The organism is Occallatibacter sp. (assembly GCF_049510455.1).
In the GTDB taxonomy this organism is placed as follows: domain Bacteria; phylum Acidobacteriota; class Terriglobia; order Terriglobales; family Acidobacteriaceae; genus Telmatobacter.
The window spans coordinates 12,163-29,537 of record NZ_JBEKYX010000053.1 but is presented as its reverse complement, the minus strand read 5'-3'; the positions used below and the strand labels follow the sequence as shown (position 1 = coordinate 29,537).

The 17,375-nt window shown below is 57.7% G+C and carries 14 protein-coding genes and 1 pseudogene; 1 reads left to right on the top strand and 14 read right to left on the bottom strand.

Annotated elements, in window-relative coordinates; translation table 11 throughout:
• A pseudogene (locus ABSG47_RS11360) lies at positions 1-261 on the top strand (hypothetical protein); the annotation flags it as partial.
• Between the two features lie 45 nt (positions 262-306).
• Here the strand turns inward: ABSG47_RS11360 and cobA are convergent.
• The 14 genes from cobA to cobN are packed head-to-tail and all read right to left on the bottom strand — an operon-like array spanning position 307 to position 17,292.
• Entirely contained in the window at positions 307-1,041 is a 735-nt protein-coding gene (gene cobA / locus ABSG47_RS11355) for a uroporphyrinogen-III C-methyltransferase (RefSeq protein WP_424169800.1), read from the bottom strand.
• 31 nt (positions 1,042-1,072) lie between these two features.
• A complete protein-coding gene (locus tag ABSG47_RS11350) occupies positions 1,073-2,158 on the bottom strand; it encodes a pyridoxal phosphate-dependent aminotransferase (RefSeq protein WP_424169799.1) in 1,086 nt (361 codons plus the stop codon).
• Positions 2,155-3,138, bottom strand: a complete 984-nt coding sequence (cbiB, locus tag ABSG47_RS11345) for an adenosylcobinamide-phosphate synthase CbiB (protein ID WP_424169798.1) — start codon at positions 3,136-3,138, stop codon at positions 2,155-2,157. The genes ABSG47_RS11350 and cbiB overlap by 4 nt, the downstream gene beginning before the upstream one ends.
• A complete protein-coding gene (locus tag ABSG47_RS11340) occupies positions 3,135-4,706 on the bottom strand; it encodes a cobyric acid synthase (RefSeq protein WP_424169797.1) in 1,572 nt (523 codons plus the stop codon). The genes cbiB and ABSG47_RS11340 overlap by 4 nt, the downstream gene beginning before the upstream one ends.
• Entirely contained in the window at positions 4,703-5,380 is a 678-nt protein-coding gene (gene bluB / locus ABSG47_RS11335) for a 5,6-dimethylbenzimidazole synthase (protein ID WP_424169796.1), read from the bottom strand. The genes ABSG47_RS11340 and bluB overlap by 4 nt, the downstream gene beginning before the upstream one ends.
• Entirely contained in the window at positions 5,380-5,955 is a 576-nt protein-coding gene (locus ABSG47_RS11330; protein ID WP_424169795.1) for a cob(I)yrinic acid a,c-diamide adenosyltransferase, read from the bottom strand. Before ABSG47_RS11330 ends, bluB begins: the two co-directional genes overlap by 1 nt.
• The gene (locus ABSG47_RS11325; protein WP_424169794.1) at positions 5,952-6,788 is read right to left on the bottom strand and encodes a hypothetical protein; all 837 of its coding nucleotides are present in this window, start codon (positions 6,786-6,788) and stop codon (positions 5,952-5,954) included. The genes ABSG47_RS11330 and ABSG47_RS11325 overlap by 4 nt, the downstream gene beginning before the upstream one ends.
• Positions 6,788-7,375: a histidine phosphatase family protein gene (locus tag ABSG47_RS11320; RefSeq protein ID WP_424169793.1), complete on the bottom strand. Its 588-nt coding sequence runs from the start codon at positions 7,373-7,375 to the stop codon at positions 6,788-6,790. Before ABSG47_RS11320 ends, ABSG47_RS11325 begins: the two co-directional genes overlap by 1 nt.
• Positions 7,372-8,151, bottom strand: coding sequence for an adenosylcobinamide-GDP ribazoletransferase (gene cobS / locus ABSG47_RS11315; protein ID WP_424169792.1), 780 nt, complete (start codon positions 8,149-8,151; stop codon positions 7,372-7,374). Before cobS ends, ABSG47_RS11320 begins: the two co-directional genes overlap by 4 nt.
• Complete coding sequence (gene cobT / locus ABSG47_RS11310) at positions 8,148-9,227, bottom strand: nicotinate-nucleotide--dimethylbenzimidazole phosphoribosyltransferase (RefSeq protein WP_424169791.1); 1,080 nt, start codon at positions 9,225-9,227, stop codon at positions 8,148-8,150. The genes cobS and cobT overlap by 4 nt, the downstream gene beginning before the upstream one ends.
• Positions 9,224-10,615, bottom strand: a complete 1,392-nt coding sequence (locus ABSG47_RS11305; protein ID WP_424169790.1) for a cobyrinic acid a,c-diamide synthase CobB — start codon at positions 10,613-10,615, stop codon at positions 9,224-9,226. The genes cobT and ABSG47_RS11305 overlap by 4 nt, the downstream gene beginning before the upstream one ends.
• Entirely contained in the window at positions 10,612-11,172 is a 561-nt protein-coding gene (cobU, locus tag ABSG47_RS11300) for a bifunctional adenosylcobinamide kinase/adenosylcobinamide-phosphate guanylyltransferase (RefSeq protein ID WP_424169789.1), read from the bottom strand. Before cobU ends, ABSG47_RS11305 begins: the two co-directional genes overlap by 4 nt.
• Position 11,173: 1 nt before the next feature.
• Positions 11,174-12,913 (bottom strand): ATP-binding protein, encoded by a 1,740-nt coding sequence (locus ABSG47_RS11295; RefSeq protein ID WP_424169788.1) that lies wholly within the window; start codon positions 12,911-12,913, stop codon positions 11,174-11,176.
• The gene (cobN, locus tag ABSG47_RS11290; protein ID WP_424169787.1) at positions 12,910-17,292 is read right to left on the bottom strand and encodes a cobaltochelatase subunit CobN; all 4,383 of its coding nucleotides are present in this window, start codon (positions 17,290-17,292) and stop codon (positions 12,910-12,912) included. Before cobN ends, ABSG47_RS11295 begins: the two co-directional genes overlap by 4 nt.
• Between the last annotated feature and the right edge of the window lie 83 nt (positions 17,293-17,375).

Here is a 17,375-nt window from a genome sequence, read left to right as displayed (position 1 = left end):
CTGCTGGGCGCCGACTTCGCCATCGCCGACAGCACCCTCATGGTGCTGCTCTGGAACCTGATCCAGCGCGACCGCATCCCCAAGCTCTCCGGCCTCAAGTATCTGCGCGTGCTGCTCGAACACTCGCTGCAAGCAAGGCATGGATGCGCGGCGCGTGTACCCTTGTCTACAGATTCTGTCGGTATTCATCTTCGAGAAAACCGAGATTTCATTTGCCCTTCAGCCGTCTCCGAACAGAACTGGCCAGCCCACATCCGCTAACCGATTGACTCCATTTGATAAATAACCGGTCACTCGTGAGAGAGATTAATCATCCACTAGCGAATCCATTGCGCGCCCGATCAACAGTAAGAGGGGCGCGGGTCCACACACCAACTCAGCAAAGTCAACCAGCCTGCAGGCCGCGTAACTCTGTCGTGCTGTCGCTACATGTGACACAGCACAGCAAGGCATATCCTCCTTCACGCCTGCAGCGATAAGCTCCTTCGCAATCCGACCGAGGTCACGCCCCGGCATATAGACGACCAGTGTCGCATCCTCAGGCAAGGGGCCACTCCAGATTGGGGTAAAATCAGCTTTATCCATCGCATGATGCCCCGTGCAAAGAATCAGCTTCGACGCACTCTTCCTGTCCGTGAGCGGCGCCTCTAATACGGCGCCGGCCGCGAGCGCTGCGGTCACACCCGGCACAATTTCAAACGAAATCCCTGCCCCGCGCAACGCCGCAATTTCTTCCCCAGCGCGCCCAAATACCAGCGGATCCCCACTCTTCAGCCGAACCACCGACTGCCCGGCACGGGCCGATTCGATCATGAGCGCATGAATCCCCGCCTGCGTAATCCGAGGACGCCCACAACGCTTTCCTACACTCGTTATAAGAGCACTCCGATGTACAAGTCCAAGTACTTCGTCCGACACAAGGTCATCGTGAAACACAACATCTGCCGTCTCCAGCAATCGCACAGCACGCACCGTCAACAGTTCCGGATCACCTGGCCCTGAGCCAACCAAATAAACTTTGCCTTTCTCCGCCCGCCTCATATCCTCCTCTTCGTTTGAGCCCAATGGCTTGCTAGCAAAACTGTAATGACTGGGCTAATGCTTCAATGAGCTTGTCATTTTCCTGCTCAGTGCGTATTGCCGCGCGTAAGTGTCTAGATGGCAAAGTTTCATAGTTTGAGCAATTTCGCAACACCATGTGGTGTTCAACGATCATGTATCTCCAGAGGCGCTCTGCGGAAACTCCATCAGGAAGATGAAGAAGCAGAAAGTTTGCGGCCGATGGGTAGCTGTGAATGGTCAGAGCATCAAGGCCAGCGCTCAAGCAAGTTCTTCGTCCGTCGTTGTGGAGCCTGGTGCGCCCAGCGAAGGAGTCGTCAGCTAGCGCGGATATAACGGCGGATGAGGCCAGAGTGGTAATCGGCCAGGGCGGAAGATATTCATCAAGTGCGCGCGCTATAGTTTGGTTGGCTACTTCATAAGCCACTCGGAGGCCCGGAATCCCGTAGAACTTGGTCACGGAGCGAAACACGATCAGGTTTGCAAATTGTTCGACATCGGGTGTCAATGAATCGGCAGGCGCGTAATCGATGAATGCTTCATCAAGCAACACGGTTATATTTCGATCCGCACACTCCGCGACAAACTGGAGCAGGATATTCCTTGTGGTAAGAACGCCAGAGGGATTCTGTGGATTGGCAAGCAAGACAGCGTCGTGCTTGCCTTGCACAAAGACATCGATATTGTAACGGAAGTTGGAACCTGGAGTCAGGATATACGGTTCGATCTCTACCCCAGCACGTTCAAGGCTGCGACGATACTCTACGAAGGCAGGCACTGGGAGAAGGCAGCGTTTGACCCTTAGTGTGCGGAGCGCAGACTCCAGCAACGGAATGAAGCCATTAGCGACCACGATGTTTTTGGGGTGAACTCCGGCATAGCCGGCGATTGCTTGCTTGAGGCTGGCCTGTTCTAGATCGGGATATGCATTCAGAATGGAGATATCTTCAAGGCTCGTTCGCAGGGTGGACAGGGCGGCGGGCGGAGGCCCGTCGGGATTGATGTTGGCGCTGAAATCAATCAGTTGCGACGAAGAGATATTGAAGCGCTCGGAGATCTGTCGCAATTGGCCGCCATGCAAGGGGACAAGTTCGATCACCGGGACGCCCCTGTGGCTTCACGCGAATGAGCACAAGCTGAGAGAAGAACGCCGCAGGCCACGCCCAGCAGCGTAACAACTGATACTAGCCGAAGTGCGCTTTTGACTTTTGGCGGTGATGGCGGTGAAAACTCACGGCCAATGTGCGCGGCCCGTACAATTTCGCCGCCGTAGGTATTGTCACCTCCAAGTCGAACATGCAGAGCCCCTGCCATGGCGCTTTCGGGCTGCCCGGCATTGGGACTCTTGTGCTGGTCTCCATCGCGACGCCACGTCTGCCATGCGGACACCTGGTCGCAATCTTCTTGGAATTGCGAGGCTGCTACGATGGCGGATGCTGTCAGCCGCGCAGGCAGGTAGTTGGCTACATCGTCCAGGCGAGCGGCAACCTTGCCAAAGTAAAAGTAACGCTCGTCCGCGTGGCCGATCATGGAGTCGAGTGTATTGATGGCTTTATAGGCCATAGCGAGAGGAACGCCGCCCAGCGCCATATAGAAGAGCGGCGCAACAATGCCATCGGAGGCGCTTTCAGCGAGTGTCTCAATCAAGGCCCGGCAGATTTCCTGCGTGTCCAGATGTTGGGTGTCGCGTCCTACGATGCGTGCGAGCCGATGACGAGCGAGCGGGAGGTCTCCAGAATCGATTGCACGGACTACGGAGGTTGCTTCTTGTTCAAGATTGCGAGCCGCCAGGCAATTCCATGCGAGCAGGACTTCCACTGAATTGCCGATTGCGGGCGATAGCCGGTTCGCGGCGCGAATCAACTGGCGGGTTGCATAGTAGGTTGTGGCAACGACAGCCAGGCTCAATACTGCTCCAGACGCCAATTCCGACAACGCGCTCTGATTGGGCCGGCGAAGAGCAGCTTCGCCATGAGCCGTGACCAAGCCGATCTGGCGCACAGGATGCGGAAGCCACTCGGGGTCTCCGGCGAGTTGGTCAAGAAACCACGCAGCGGGAATGAGGGAACCACGATTCAACGGACTTGCTCCATGGGCGCAATCTGGCCTTGAGATTTGTACGATATGCCTATCCAATCGAAGATGCGCTGCATGTCCAACGATTCGCGTACGACATCGGCCAACCGGTTGAAAGAATCTTCGCGCTTTTGCTTCCAACTCTCAAAGTTGTTCGCAGGCGCAAGTTGATGAAAGCTCCGAGCCGCAGCCAGGACGGTGTGGCGGAATGTGTCGTCATCGAAGATGCCATGCAGATACGTGCCAAAGATGCGTGTGTCCGGCGAGATGCATCCGTCAGGCTCGTGCCCGTTCAATATTGAAAAGGACTGAGCGCCGTCTGCATATATGGTTTCGCCAATGTGGATCTCATAGCCATCGATATCCATTGCGGGCACGGGACAACCGAAGAGCAGTGATGAAGACAGGCGACCGGTTATCAGCCGCGTCACCTTATCCGGGTTCATGCGAGTAGTGAACGGTAGCAGTCCAAGCCCATCGGCTTGATCGCCATGCTCCATCGCAAGTGAATCGACGATCGTAATACCCAGCATCTGCATCCCTCCGCAGATGCCGACGACGAGGCCTCCTCGATCGGCATGCGCCACAACGCAGGAATCGATACCCTGCCGGCGCATCCAGAGGAGGTCTTCGACCGTCTGTTTGCTGCCAGGCAAGATGATCAAGTCGGCCAGCGCAAGCTGGGATGGCTCCCTGCAGAAACGCAACGAGACAGATGGCTCATTGCGCATCGCATCGAAGTCGGTGAAATTCGAAACCGATGGCAGCGCAACGACCCCGATGCGTAGTGGTCTCCCGCGCGCATCCTCCGGCAGCCAGGGCTCGGTCTCGCCAGTTATGTCAGCGAGCCCGATACTGTCTTCCTCTTCGAGCGCAAGATGAGGGATGTAAGGGACGACCCCCAGGCACGGCTTCTGAAGGCGATCTTCCATCATGCGGATACCGGGATCGAGGAGCTCGACATCCCCGCGAAATTTGTTGATGAGGAAGCCCTGAATGCGGGTTTGCTCCGTCTCATCGAGCAGCTGAACAGTGCCGAGAAGCGAGGCAAAGACGCCTCCGCGGTCGATGTCACCTACGAGAATGCAGACCGCATCGGCGACCTCCGCCATCCGCATATTGACGATATCGTGCTGTTTCAAATTGATCTCCGCAGGCGAGCCAGCGCCTTCGAGGATAATAACTTCATGTTTGGCGGCAAGAATCTCGTAGCTCTCGCGAACGAGGGGAAACAGTTCTTCGACACGCCGCTGATGATAGTCGGAGGCGGAGAGCCTGCCCCATATTCTGCCACGAACAACCACTTGCGATGTCCTGTTTCCAGCAGGTTTCAGAAGGATGGGATTCATGTGGACCGAAGCCGTGACTCGGGCTGCCTCCGCCTGCAGGGCCTGAGCGCGGCCGATTTCAAGACCTTCCATGGTCGCGGATGAGTTGAGCGACATGTTCTGCGACTTAAAGGGGGCGACGCTCACCCCCTGATCCGCAAAGATGCGACAGAGCGCGGCAGTGAGAAGAGATTTTCCTACGTGGGAACTCGTCCCAAGCACCATGATCGCGCGCGCCCTCATGGCTCTTCCGCCTTACGGCCAGCGCTATATCGGTCATAAGACACAACCCCTTCAAGCGGTATCCGACTCTCCCAACCGAAGCGCTCAAGTTCCGGCTCTTTGGCGAAGCAGTCGACATAGCCAAAGCAAAGATAGGCGACCGGAACAATCGTTGCAGGAACGTGAAGGATCGCGCGTAGACGATCCGGATCGAGGATGCTGACCCATCCAACGCCTACGCCCTCGGCCCGAGCGGCGAGCCAAAGATTCTGCACCGCACAAACGGTCGAGTAAATTGCAGTCTCGGGCATCGTATGGCGACCAAGCCGATGGCCGCGCTCACTGTGTGGATCGCTTAGAACGCAGAGGTTTTGTGGAGCTTCCAAAATGCCTTCGAGCTTCAGATTTGCGTATTGCTCACGGCGCTCGCCGGTGTAGGTTTCCAGGGCTTGTGCGTTTGCCTGCAGAAATGCTTCATGCACGGCTCGGCGGACGTCGTAGTCGCGGATCACAACGAACCGCGACGGCTGCATAAGACCGACGGAAGGGGCGCAATGAGCCGCATACAGCAAGCGCTCAATCAATTCGTGAGGCAGCGGCTTTTCAAGAAAGCCTCTGCGCACATCGCGCCGGCTGGCTATAACGCGATAGATGGCGTCGCGCTCTTGCACTTCAAACGCAGCGCTCTCCTTCATCACCATGCTCTTGACCACTTGGGCCCTGTCTTCGTCTCGTCGCGGAGGCGAGCATCGACGCCCGCGTTAAATTCGATGAGTCTGGCAAAAAGCCAGATGACGTCGGAGAGCCGGTTGAGGTAGACGATGATTTCGGGCTTGACCACTCCACCGCTCTCCACCAGGCGGACGGCGTTTCGCTCGGCGCGACGACAGACTGCGCGTGCTATTTCATACGCTGCGGATTCCGTGTGTGCGCCGGGGAGCGACCAGTCTGACAAGATGCCTTCGATCGCTTCCATCTTGTGGACGAGTTCGGTTAGCATGGCAACGTCTTCGGCAGAGATGACTGGCGGCTGCTTCTTGCTCTCCGGAGGGGTGGCCAGAGCGGAACCGAGCCGGAACAGTGTGCGCTGGATGGTTTCAGTCCACGCCTTGATCTCAGGGCTTTGACAGATGCTGCGGGCGAAGCCGAGAACGGTGTTGAGTTCGTCGACAGTACCATAGGACTCGACTCGCAGATCAGCTTTGGAGACGCGGATGCCGCCAGCGAGCCCCGTCTGGCCGCCGTCGCCGCGTGTGGTTGAAATGCTCATAGTTGCTCTCCTGAAGCTGCTATTGGAAGTGGAAATGTGAAGCTCTCTTCCATCGTGATGCGCAGCGTCTTGATGATTGGATGACGGTCGTATTCGATGGTCAAGGCCTCATGAAGAAAGTCGGTGACGAATGGAGGATGCTCCGACAGAAGAATTGCCTCGGGGAAGAACTGCGGTTGGACGGCTCCGAGTTCTTCTAGGTTTCGCGCGTGGACGATCACCGCCGGAAGTCGACAAATGCCTGCACGAAGCAGATTGTAGGCGCGGTGATAGCCATCGCGCAGGAACCAGCGCCCTGCATATTGAGCAACCTCGAAGAACGGACTGCCCGCGTACAGGGCCACGGGTGCTGCGGGGTCTTGCGTCACCCGTAGCTGCACATTGGGGTTACTCGATTGCAGAATGAGCGCATTCTTCTCTCTATCGTGGATCACATCGCAAGCAACTGGATTCGGAGAAGCGAAAGCAATCTCGCTTAGATCGCCCCAGTCACATTGCGAAGGGACGGTCATGGCGGGAAGGGTTGAATCGAAAGACAACCTCCGCTGAAAGGCGAGCAGCAGGCGCAGATCTACTACACCGAGAGACCAATCGAGGCCTCTCATCTCCGCTTGAAGGTCTTCGCGCGATAGTTGTGCGTCAAGAGTATCGCGAAGCAGCCGAGTCTCCTCTTCGCACAACGCGCTGGAACTATGATCCAATCGCCTCTGAAAGACTATTTCTCGCGCCTTGACTGGCTTTCCGTGTAAAAACGACTCGGGGCGTGGCTTGTAGGCGTCGAAGTCCCAAGCGATAAGCTCTTTGGTACGGATCGGGCTGAATACTTGCGGCATTATCCTGGCACCTCCTGCAAGCGCCTGTCGGTGTGAGGATGGTGCGCGTATCGAAACATGCAGCAATAAGGTTTTGTCAGGGCCCATGCCGTCTTCTCGTCAAAACCGCAGAGAGTGCGAAGGACCACACGCATGACCCCAGCGTGTGTAACAACAGCGATCGATCTGCTTTCGGCCTGGCTGAGGAGATAGCTCGTCTCGGCCATCACTCTGGCTTCGAATATCTCGGTAGATTCTCCATCTGGTGGCGTCAGGTGCGGAAAGGATTCGAGCCACTGCTGAGCGAAAATCGAGTCAAGCTTCTCAATCTTCTCCCATGTCAGACCCTCCCACTTTCCGAAGTCGATCTCCCGCAAAGCCGGACGGATGATGCATGGAAGGTCGAAGGGCTCAGCAAGTACACGCGCGGTCGTCACAGAGCGTTGTAGATCGCTCGTGAAGACGGCCGCAATTGGTTCGCTGCGCAGATTTTCAGTGAGCATCTGGATTTGCCGATGGCCTGCGGCATTCACAGGTGGATCGGATTGACCGCAAAAAGCGCCGGCCATGTGGGTCTCGGCGTGGCGAATGAAGATAAGATCGTTCATGCAATCCACGCTCCAGTCAGGTAAACGGCTATTTCTGTGAGTTGATTGGTGGCGCCAAAACAATCTCCGGTTACGCCGCCTATTCTCCGTTGGTAGTAGATGCCGCTCGATAGCGTGACTGCAATGGTTGCGGCAATAGCAGCAGCCGCGTGGGTTCGCAAAGCAATCACACAGATTGCGAGGGTGAAGATGGAACCAATAATGAATGTTCCGCGTGTAGTGAGTTTGGCGAGTCGTGCTCCCTGACCGGCCCCAGCCCGATCTTGCAGACTGCGGGCCGAAGCGAGATAGTAACTCAACGGGAGAGTGGTCCAGCGACAAAGGACGTGAGCTGCGATGAGGTACTGCAGGATCTGACTCAAAGGCAGCGAGGCAAGCAACAAGACGCGGGAGAGCAGACTGAGCGTGAGGGCCACGCCGCCATAGCTGCCGATCCGGCTGTCTTTCAGGATAACGAGAACCTGTTCCCGGTTTGAACCACCGCCGAAGCCGTCGGCGGTGTCTGCCAGACCGTCCTCGTGCAAGCATCCAGTGAGCAAAACCAGAAAAGTAATGACAAGAAGAGCGGTGACGAGCCTGGAAAGGTGCGGCGCAAGAAGTTGATGCAGCAGCGCTGCGGCGATCCCGATGATCAGACCCACGACCGGAAAGAACTTGACCGCCCGCGAGAGCGAGGTTGGATCGTAAGGCAGGTAGGGTGTAGGGATTCGCGTGAGAAACTGAACTGCGGCGAGAAAGTCTGAACCTGCTTTTTTCACGAACTCCCAGCCACTCATAGAGAGGCCTCGCTGACGCCGGCGGAGGCGAAAGTCGCCATCTGCGAGTAGAGACCTATGGCGGACTCAAGGATAGACATGGCAAGAACGGCGCCGCTGCCTTCGCCAAGGCGCATATCGAGGCTCAGGATGGGAGTTAGTTTAAGGTAATCGAGGAGCAACCTGTGCCCCGGCTCCTCAGAGCGGTGACCGGCGATCAGGTATCCTGCGACCCGCGGTTCGAAGGCGACGGCAAGGGCCGCGGCTGCCGTGGAGATGAACCCATCGGCAACGATAACGACGTGGCTGCGTGCTGCTGCCAGGATCATGCCGGTCATGGCAGCAATCTCCAGGCCGCCGACACAGCGCAGTACTTCGAGTGGAGCGGCTGAGGCATGATTGGCAAAGTGCTTTTTCAGAATCGCTGTGACGATTGCGATTTTATGCATATAGGCCGCATCGCTCAACCCTGTCCCGCGCCCGGTTGCGAGTGACTCAGCACAACCCGTGATGGCGCAGGTAATTGCGCTGGCGGAAGTGGTATTGCCAATGCCCATTTCGCCGACGGCCAGCAGCGCATGCCCGGCACCGACCGCTTCATCCGCGAGTTGTGCACCAACGCGCAGCGCTCGCGAAAGCTCTTCGTCGGTCATTGCCGCATCGCGCAGCATGTTCTTTGTGCCATTCGCAACTTTGTGGTGGCGCAGGCCCGCAATGTTGTTGAAGTCTGCGTCTACCCCCACATCGACCACATGTAATGTCACGCAATGCAAACGCGCAAGGGCATTGACAGCGGCCCCTCCAGCCAGGAAATTGAGAACCATTTGGCGCGTGACTGCGCTCGGGTATGCGCTCACACCTTCGGCGGTGATGCCGTGATCTGCGGCGAAGATAAAAGCAGCTTTGTTGAGAGGCAAGACAAGATGTTCGCGTCGGATCGCCACCAACTGAGCGGCGAGGTCTTCGAGCCTGCCCAGACTGCCCAGAGGTTTGGTGAGCGTGTCTAGCCGGGCGCGAGCGCGAGTTCTCCAGGTCTCGTCCGGAGGCTCAATTCCACGGACCAATTCTGTCGCTACCCTTGCGCTTAGCTGCGTCATTGGGGCACCACATTTGAAGTTCGACGAGCGATGGCAGCCTCGACGAAGCTGCCCGCGATGGCTGGCTCGGTGCGAAAGTGCAGATGCACGTAACTAGCGAGCGTATTGCCCAGGCGATAACCTTCGTTCTCCATTCGGCCCGAAAGTGAGTATTGGAGACGGTAATTTGTGGCGACCTGACACTCACTGGAGATGCGAGAGTAATGAAAGCTATGTCCACGCAGCACTGTGCCTGCCTGGCCGAGCAGGCAATCATGGGTCAATTCCACATCGACATATCCGAAGCCGACAAGTCTTCCGGTCATCTCGATTTCGAAGGGAAGCACACCTGCCATCGGATATGTGGTTCCCTCGCGCGTCGTAAGTTTCCGGGACAGGAAAATCATGCCTCCGCATTCTGCGTACACCGGACGACCAGACGCGACAAACTCGCGTATGGCCGTAAGCATTGAGGTGTTTGCGCTGATTTGGGCGGGGTGAAGCTCTGGGTAACCTCCGGCAAGATAGAGAGCATCGAGGTCCGGTGGCAGACATCTGTCATGGATCGGGCTGAACGGCACAAGAGCGGCGCCATGCTCGCGAAGGAGATCGAGGTTGTCTTCGTAGTAGAAGGAAAACGCCTGATCGCGTGCTATTCCGATGCGAATCTTTTCTCTCGTTTGACGAAGCACTGGAGCGGCTTCAGGATTCATCTCCAGTCCACATTCCAAATCCATGAGTTGCGGTATATCCAGGCATTGATCCGCGAGGTTGGCAAGAGTATCGATCAGGTTTTCGAGTGCATTCGCTGTCTCGCCTTCCTCCGCTGTCTGCAGCCCGAGGTGTCTCTCTGGGATGGCGATTGCAGACTCTCGCGGCAGCCAACCCAAGACCGGCGTCTTACAGGTTGATCTGATTGCTGTTTCCAACATGCGAAAATGGCGATCGCCTGCAACACGATTCAAGATGACTCCAGCCAATGGGAGTTCGGGATCGAAGAGTTCAAATCCAAGCACCACGGCTGCGATACTCCGCGCCGTCTTTCCTGCATCGAGCACCAGCACCACAGGCAGTTTTAACAGTTTTGCAATCTCCGCGCTGCTGCCCGACTCGTTCGCGCCGTCCTTGCCGTCGAACAGCCCCATCATGCCCTCTACCAGCAGGACATCGGCACCATGAGATGCGTGGCAAATCACGTCGCGGTTTGCTTCGGCAGATAGCATCCACGTATCGACGTTGCGTGCTGTGCGGCCTGCGATGCGGGAATGGTGACCAGTGTCGAGGAAGTCAGGGCCGCCCTTGAACGGCTGAACCGTGAGCCCTCGACGGCGGAGCGCCGCGGTGATTGCGAGAGTCACGGTTGTCTTGCCGACTCCACTGGCCGTTCCGGCGATGAGGAACCCTTTCATCGATGGCCGCCTTCGAGCGAACCTTTGATAGGAAGCGGGAGTCCGGCGACCATGAGGACTACAGTATCGGCCACAGCCGCGACTCGCTGGTTGATCTCGCCAACTACATCGCGGAAGCGGCGCCCGAGCGCATAGGCTGGGACCACACCGCTGCCGACCTCATTCGAGACCAGAATTACCTTGCGGGAAGTTGCCTTCAAAGCGCCACAGAGGTCTTCTACGCATGCTTCCAGGCCCGTTGTATCCCTTGAGAATGCTTCCATAAGATTGGCGCCGAAAAGCGTGAGGCAATCGATAAGAATGGCGTCGCATTTATCTTCACTGGCTTTAATAACGCGGCCTAATGCGACAGGTTCTTCCACCGTAGTCCAGTGCGCGGGCCGATCCGCGCGATGGCGTTCGATCTTTCGGTGCATCTCCTCATCCTCGCGACGCTCCGCTGTCGCAACGAACGTAACCCGGCCGAATTGCTCGGCCAACTGCTGTGCATAGCGACTCTTTCCGCTGCGAACGCCTCCCAGGACGAGGATCACCGAATTGGCTTGGTTCTTTTGCACGTTATGCTTCCTGCACCCTTGGTTTGAGCTGTTCTCCCGCGATCAAAAATTTCTCGCTCTGCGTGAGTTCCTCCAGAGGGACATAGCGCGCAGCGAGGACAGTCGCTAGCTCCTTGCATTGGCCTAGCCGCTGTGTTGCTGTCTCCGTATCGACGATGATTGCATCGCAGCTCATCCGTTGCGCCGCGTCAAGAGCCTCTTGCCAGGGGTCTCCACCATTGAGCGGGATATTTGCCCTGCCATCGGTGAGCAAGATGAGAAGCGTAGTGGGCGTCAGATAACCGCGCGCTTTATTGAGAGCGGCAGCCAACGGCGTGCGACCACCCGTGGGAAGGTAATCGAGGGTGTCCAGTGCGTCGGAAAGCACTTGAGTCGGCTCTAAAATGACCTGCGCGGAAGTGCCGCGGAAGACGATCATGACCACTTCGTCTCCTCGTTTGAAAGAGCGGGTCAGCATGCTTGAAATAGCGCCTTTGACAATACGCATTCTCTGCTGAACGGCGTGCGAACCGCTGGAATCGACGACGAAGAGATAGCGGGTTCCGGTCCTCGGCTTGCGCACGCGTTCGTGCAAATCCTCGACACGAGGTTGCAGCCCGCCAGTCTCACGGAGGGTATGGCTGAGCGTGGCGCGCAAATCAAACTCGACGGGGAAATCCGCCTGACGATTGCCGATGATTGGGCCGCAATCCGATCCATCTGCGGAAGCACCACCCCCTTGCTTCACTCCTAAACTGAACCGGCTATCGAGAGCAGGCGTCTTAACCTCTGATGCAGTGAAGATACGTTCATGGGCACGCTGTTGGGCGTCTTGTTCACCAGTTTTGGCCTGGGATTCGGACTCTGACTGTTGCGGCTGCGTTGGAGGCGGAGGGGGAGTGAATGAGGAACGGCCGCCCGCCCGCGTCCGGTGAGCAAGGACAAGAGGTAATACGGCCTCTACATGCTGTATTTCGACGTTCACATCGCCGGTGAGAGCTGCGTATGTGATTGCAGCCCTCAAGACCGCCAGATCGGCTCGCAAGGACCGAATGCCGTACTCACAGATTGTCGAACTAATCTTCCCCATCATGCCGCTGGAGCAGGCGATGTCGCCAAGAGTAGCTCTAGCGGAAGTAATCTGCGACTTCAAAGTCTGTTGGGCCTGCGACCACTCACTGGCAAATTGAGCCGGGTGGCGTTCGAATGCAATTCTTCGCTCGATCACGAGTTGGCGTTCGGCTGGGTCGAGGGGAGCACAGACCGTCACCGACAATGCGAAACGATCCAACAATTGCGGGTGAAGCGAACCCTCCTCCGGGTTCATACTGCCAAGAAGTACAAACTCCGCTGGATGGGTGACGCTCAAGCCTTCACGTTCCACAACATGAACCCCGCTGGCAACAGCGTCCAACAAAGCGTCGCCCAAATGTGCAGGGAGAAGATTCACTTCATCGACATAAAGCACGCCGCCATGTGCCTCGGCAAGCAGTCCCGGCTTGAGGACCGGATCACCCTTCAGGGTGCGCGCGAGATCAAGCCCCCCAAGTAGACGGTCCTCCGTGGCGCCGAGCGGCAGATTGATAAAACGTGCGGACGCAGGCAGCAGGGCAGCCAGGCCGCGCGCGGTGGTTGTCTTTCCCGAGCCCTTGTCGCCGCGCAGCAAAACTCCAAGCCGCCAATCCACGGCAGCCAGGAGCAGGGCGAGCTTCATCTCGCTCTGGCCGACGATTGCCGAGAAGGGATAGGCGGCTGGTTTCACGAAACACCCCTCCGCTTCTGTTCGCCCTGCGTTTCCAGTAACATTTCGGCCTCAAGCAGAACACCGCGCAGTGCGTTGAGAGTTTCCGGCACGGGATTCTCCCAGAGCTCGCGCTTTGCCGCCTCGAGCAATCGTTCGGCGATCGCATTCAATGCCCATGGGTTTGAAGCGCCGAGGAAGTCGCGCATGTCTTGGTCTAACGCGTAATGTTCCGCAAGACCCTCGTAGATAAAGTCCGGTGCGATCTGCGCCGTGGCATCGAAACCGAAGATGTAGTCAACCGTTGCGGCCAGTTCCAAACCACCTTTGTAGCCGTGGCGTTTGATCGATTCGATCCACTTTGGGTTCACTACACGCGAACGATAGACGCGCAGAGCTTCTTCGCGCAGGTCTCGAACCTGCGCCGATTCCGGGCGCGAGCTATCACCAAAGTAGGCCTTGGGCTGCGTGCCGGTAAGCGCGCGAATTGAGGCGATCATGCCGCCGTGAAACTGGAAATAATCGTCGGAATCGAAGATGTCATGCTCGCGATTGTCCTGGTTGTGCAGCGCAACCTGGATCGATTTGAGCCGCTCGGCGAAGACGGGTTGCGCGTCGACTCCATCGGTGCCCTTGCCATAGGCGTAGCCTCCCCAGGCAAGGAACGCGCGCGCAAAGTCATCGTCTTTGTGCCAGTTTCCGGTCTCGATGAGCGGCAGAATACCCGTGCCATAAGATCCTGGCCTCGAACCGAAGATGCGATAGCGCGCTTGAGCCTCGGCCTCATGCGCCGGTATGTCCTTTCTTGCCTCAATATCCGCGAGGTAGTGTTTGCGCGGAAAGTTCCGATCGAGTGGTTCATCCAGTTCGACCAGCATCGAGATGGCCTGATCGTACGTATCGATCAGGTGCGGAAAGGCATCGCGGAAGAAGCCGCTGATACGCAGCGTCACGTCCACCCGGGGTCGGCCGAGTTGCTCCAGGGGAATCACCTCGACACCTTCGAGCCGGCGCGACTGCGCGTTCCACAACGGTTTGACGCCGAGCAGCGCAAACGCCTGTGCAATATCGTCACCGTGGGTTCGCATTTGCGAAGTTCCCCAGACGCTGAGTCCCATCATCTCCGGGTACTTGCCCTCTTCCTGGTAAAAGCGAGCGACAGCTTCACGGGCAAGCTGCTGGCCTACTCTCCACGCTGCCTGTGAGGGTAGAGCACGTGGATCAACCGCATAGAAGTTGCGGCCGGTAGGCAGAATGTGCGCCATGCCGCGGGTCGGTGCGCCCGCTGGCCCCGCGGGAACATATTTGCCTTCAAGTGCATCGAGCAAGTGCTCGATCTCGTCGCCGGACTGTTCAAGTTTTGGCACAAGTTCGTCACAGGCGAAGGTGAGTGCGGCTGCGATCTCCGCCGATTCAAGTCCGAGCACCGCGTGCTGCACCTGGCCGATGATGGTGCTCCGAAAGCCGAACGTTTCGAGCATCGCGTAAAGGTCGAGTGAGGCGCGGTCGAGAATCTCCAGAGCATCGGCGCGGGTATGGCACGGTTGGCCTAGCAGGTCGATCGAAGGCTTAAGGCGCTCGCCAGGCTTGTCAAGCAGTTCGCTCAATTCGAAGCCGAACGACGTTGCAAGGCTCGCCTGTAGACTCGGAGCACCGGCGTTTGCCAACCGCGTCAGGGAGCGCAGCATCTCCGGCAGCGGAGGCATCTGCCCCAGGATGTGCAGGCCATCGCGAATCTGCGCCATGCCTAACTCGCAGAGATAGCCGTCAAGATCTTCGATCAGGTGCGCCACCTCATTGCCATTCATTGAGGCAAGCTGCGTTGGTATACCCTCGGGCGTTAGCGTGTCGTCCCATTCGTGGCTATGATCACCGCGCTCGCGCGTCATCATCGTCCTCAGGTCCAGATCGGCTTTCAGGTTCGTACTCTCGACCAACTGCCATATCTGCTGTTGCAGGTAGGGCAGCTTTACCGGATCGAGCTTCTCGACCGCATAGTATTCGTTGACCAACTGGTTCAATTCGGCCAACGGGCCATAGGTCTCGGCGGAGGTCATGGGTGGCGTCAGGTGGTCGACAATCACAGCGTGAGCGCGCCGCTTCGATTGGCTTCCTTCCCCAGGGTCGTTGATGATGAACGGGTAGACCAGCGGAATGTCGCCAAGCAGCAAGTCAGGGAAGCACTCGCCGGAGAGCCCGACGCTCTTGCCGGGCAGCCATTCGAGCGTGCCATGCTTGCCCATGTGGACGATCGCATCCGCGCCCCAGCCGCCTTCCGCTTGCGGAGTTCCGAGCCAGCGATAAAAGGCTGTGTAGTGGTGCGTTGGGGGCAGGTCGGGCGTGTGGTAGATCGCATCGGGGTCGATGCCGTAGCCACGTGGCGGCTGCAATGCGATCAGTGCATTGCCAAGATCCATCGCGGCAAACAGATAGTCGCGCGCGTCGCCCCAGGGCTCGTTCTCTTCAATCGAGATGACCTTTCCCGCGATCGTCGGGAGAAGTTTCTTATCGGTTTTTTGGGCCGGCTTTATGCTCGGGCCACGATCTTGCGGCTGTCCCCAGAAATCCTGCATCCGGCGCGCTGGACGAACCGGGAAGCCTGAATATATCTTCCGATAAGCCGAACGCGAAAACCGCATCGCCCGCGCGGGATCGAGCGGGTAGTTGTTATCGTAGGTTCCGCGCCCAAGCAAATCCTGCATCAGCTCATCGGAAGTCTCAGGCAGCCTGGCTATCGCATAGCGACGTGCCCTCATGGCGCGCAACGCTGTGAGCAGACTGGCGGGAGTATCGAGGCCAACCGCTCCACCGGCCTGGGATGCTTTGGCTGCGGAATTCGTGAGCACAAACGCTATGCGGCGATCGCAGTTCGCCTTTCTGCGAAGTTCGACAAGACGGCTCGCTATGCCGGCGACGCGAGCAACTCGGTCTTCGTTCACAGCATATAAACTCTCGGTGCCATTCCTGGTGCGTTCCTTGAACGACATGGGCACTGTAATGATGCGTCCGTCGAACTCAGGAATCGCGACGTTGACTGCGGTGTCGATCGCATTGAGGCCACGGCGCGAACCCTCCCAGGCGCCTTGCGGCATCTGGCACGCAATTGCCTGGACAACCGGAATGCCAAGTTTTTCAAACGACGACAGCGCTTCCCCTGGCTGCGTAACGGCGCCCGTATTCACTTCGCCCAGCGCAAACGACAGCGTCGTAATCAGCACACTGGCACGCCCTTCAATCAGTTTGAATACCGCGGGAGATCCATCCTCCTTGACCTTCAGGCTTGAGGTAAAGATGCAGAGCGGATTCACCCCCTTGGTCTCCAATGCATTTGCAATCGCATCGATGAACGCGGTATTGCCGCTCATTCGGTGTGCGCGGTAGAACAGCACGGCGACGGTCGGACGCAGAGGATCGACCTGCCGCTCCCAGTCCTCAACTGTGACAACATCCCCGCTTTCTCCGGATGGGCCAGGCAAATAAATGCCGTGCTCCGGCATGGGGGTAGGAGGCGCATAACCATAGCCCGTCAGCATCAGGCGATCGGAAAGGAAGAGGAACAATTCCACGAAGTTCTGAACCCCGCCGAGCGTGAGATAAGCATCCGCGGTCTGCATAACGTCGGCAGGCACATTGATGGTCTCCGAGAATTCAGAACTGTTCTCTCCGCAACCGCTGACGAGCACCAGGGACTGTCCGCGCTCGATGCAGGCTGCGCGCAGCCGGTCGAAGCCCGGAATACAACTGAGTGACCCGTGGCAGCGCACAATAATTACCCGAGCCTTACCCATCTCACCGTTGATCAACACGTCCAACTGATCTTCGTTGTGTAGTGCATTGAGCGAGAACCCACTCACACGCAGCTCTGCCGGGAGCAGTTCCGAAGCCTTTATGAGCGTGAGCAAATCGGTATCGGCATGCGAGAGCAGCATGATGGCGCCGATCGCATCCGGAGCAATGACGAGAGAAGATCCAGCAACGATCTCACTTGGCTTGCGGACGTCCCAGTCATAGTAGTTGAAGACGAATTCACTCAACTCGGCTGGCGGCTGGAGAAAGCGATCTGCATCCAGCATCGCGTCGATGTAATCGAAGATCTGACGCACCTGCCAAGGGCTGTTCACCGAATGAAACCAGATTGACTTGCCATCGAAGACGAGGCTCACCACATTGGCGAGCGCGCAAGGGCCAAGGCAACCGCCCTTGGAGAGATGAACATGATTACGAATTTTGCGTCCCAGCCATTCCTGCGTATAAACATCAACCGGGACTGCAGCGTAGCCACGCTCGGTAATGCCGCAGCAACAGCCGGTGTAACAATAAGTCAAATGCGCACGGTGCTGGACGATGTTAAAGGCACGGCCGTCGGCGCGGATGATACGTTGTCGAAAAGAATCGGCCACGGTTACACCTTATTCTCTGGCGCGTAGTCGGAACTGTTGACAGGAATAGGTCGGATTGGCCGTACCGGGGTCGGGCGCATGCT

Bases quoted from the DNA above. Each gene is read 5' to 3' on its own strand.
- ABSG47_RS11305 (WP_424169790.1), bottom strand. From the start codon at position 10,615: ATGAAAGGGTTCCTCATCGCCGGAACGGCCAGTGGAGTCGGCAAGACA.
- cobS (WP_424169792.1), bottom strand. From the start codon at position 8,151: ATGAGTGGCTGGGAGTTCGTGAAAAAAGCAGGTTCAGACTTTCTCGCC.
- ABSG47_RS11340 (WP_424169797.1), bottom strand. From the start codon at position 4,706: ATGAGGGCGCGCGCGATCATGGTGCTTGGGACGAGTTCCCACGTAGGA.
- ABSG47_RS11325 (WP_424169794.1), bottom strand. From the start codon at position 6,788: ATGCCGCAAGTATTCAGCCCGATCCGTACCAAAGAGCTTATCGCTTGG.
- ABSG47_RS11320 (WP_424169793.1), bottom strand. From the start codon at position 7,375: ATGAACGATCTTATCTTCATTCGCCACGCCGAGACCCACATGGCCGGC.
- bluB (WP_424169796.1), bottom strand. From the start codon at position 5,380: ATGAAGGAGAGCGCTGCGTTTGAAGTGCAAGAGCGCGACGCCATCTAT.
- ABSG47_RS11330 (WP_424169795.1), bottom strand. From the start codon at position 5,955: ATGAGCATTTCAACCACACGCGGCGACGGCGGCCAGACGGGGCTCGCT.
- cobA (WP_424169800.1), bottom strand. From the start codon at position 1,041: ATGAGGCGGGCGGAGAAAGGCAAAGTTTATTTGGTTGGCTCAGGGCCA.
- cobT (WP_424169791.1), bottom strand. From the start codon at position 9,227: ATGACGCAGCTAAGCGCAAGGGTAGCGACAGAATTGGTCCGTGGAATT.